The 1,365-nt window shown below is 39.7% G+C and carries 2 protein-coding genes; both read left to right on the top strand.

Annotation, left to right across the window (positions count from 1 at the left end; all coding sequences use genetic code 11):
• Positions 1-269 precede the first annotated feature (269 nt).
• Positions 270-815, top strand: a complete 546-nt coding sequence (locus tag OU792_RS18490) for a DUF4136 domain-containing protein (RefSeq protein ID WP_134202464.1) — start codon at positions 270-272, stop codon at positions 813-815.
• Positions 816-826: 11 nt separating this feature from the next.
• Positions 827-1,365, top strand: a 539-nt coding sequence (locus tag OU792_RS18485; protein ID WP_274671050.1) for a hypothetical protein, incomplete at its 3' end; no start/stop codon positions are given.

The raw sequence follows: 1,365 nt of genomic DNA, 5'->3' as shown, positions 1-1,365 counted from the left end.
CTATAAAAAATTTAAGAAAATCACCACTGCAAAATATGCAGCAAAGTTTTTCCAACTAGACACCTATATCCACAATACCATCCGGAACACTATCCAACAAGAACTGCCATTTATTGATGAGTTTTATTTATAAAATATTGATAATTAAGTATTTAAAAAAAATCTAAACTCCTTCAAATAAAATAAATATCTCACTTTGACAGATTTTGGATAGGTAAGTGAACCTGAAAATTAACACCAAAAGATCACCAAACTATAAAGTCAATTTTATGAAAAACCCCAGCATATTTGTCTTGTTTCTTTTTGCCTTGACCATTGCTTGCTCAGGTAAAAAGTATGTGACCGTGCCCGAAGGAATCTTCGATGATTTTGATTTAGCAGAATACCAAACCTTCGACTTTTTTGAAACGACTGGACCCGAGGAGCCTGGGACCAACTTCAATCAAAATGTCCAATTTCTTCAGAAAACCATCACAGAAAAAATGGAAGAAAGAGGTTTGAGGAGAGAACGTTCCAACCCAGATTTAAAAATCAATCTGGGGATGACGGTTCAGGATAAAGTACAGACTCGTGAGACCAACCTAGCGACCGATCCTTTCATGTATACGGGCCAGAGAAATTATACCTGGTCAGTCAGAGAAGTTCCGGTCAACACCTACAAGGAAGGAAGCCTGACCATGCACCTAGTAGACAATAAAAGCAATGAGGCTGTATGGATTGGTACTATCGATCGGGCATTGCCAAATAAAGAGAAGAACCTGCCAGCTACCATTCAGGATGCAGTGGACTTATTGTTCGCTAAAATTGACAACTAAATCTCAGTCATATGAAAAAAACCAATTTCATCTTATTGCTTTCACTGTTCGCAATAGTCATTTCCTGCTCTCCTAGTGTCAAAATTCTGGGTTCTTGGTCCAGCCCTTCCAAGCCCGCAGAAGGTTATAAAAGTGTATTTGTCACAGCCCTGACTGAAAATTTACTTGCCAGAAATGCAGTTGAAAAAGACCTCGTGGAGCTCATACAATCCAAAGGAATTACTGCTTCAAGTAGTTTTGAAGTAATACCTCCAGGATTTAAGGCCAAAGAAGCAGATCGAGACGCAATTGTAGCTAAAATCAAAGAATTGGGAAACGAAAGCATCTTAACGATCGCCCTTTTGGACCAAACCAATGAAACGCGATACGTTCCTGGCACCACGATGTATGCCCCAATGGGATACGGATACCATGGTCGTTTTTGGGGGTATTACAACTACTATAATCCGGTAATGTATGACCCCGGGTATTACACCACGGACAAAAATTACTACTTAGAAGCCAATCTGTACGACGCAGCTACAGAAGAACTCGTCTGGTCATCCCAATC

Origin of the sequence: Algoriphagus sp. NF (assembly GCF_028823735.1) — a bacterium.
GTDB classification, from domain to species: domain Bacteria; phylum Bacteroidota; class Bacteroidia; order Cytophagales; family Cyclobacteriaceae; genus Algoriphagus; species Algoriphagus marincola.
The sequence above is the reverse complement of the archived record's forward strand: the minus strand, read 5'-3'. Positions and strand labels throughout refer to the sequence as shown.

Coding starts and splice junctions, on each gene's coding strand:
- OU792_RS18490 (WP_134202464.1), top strand. CDS start 270: ATGAAAAACCCCAGCATATTTGTCTTGTTTCTTTTTGCCTTGACCATT.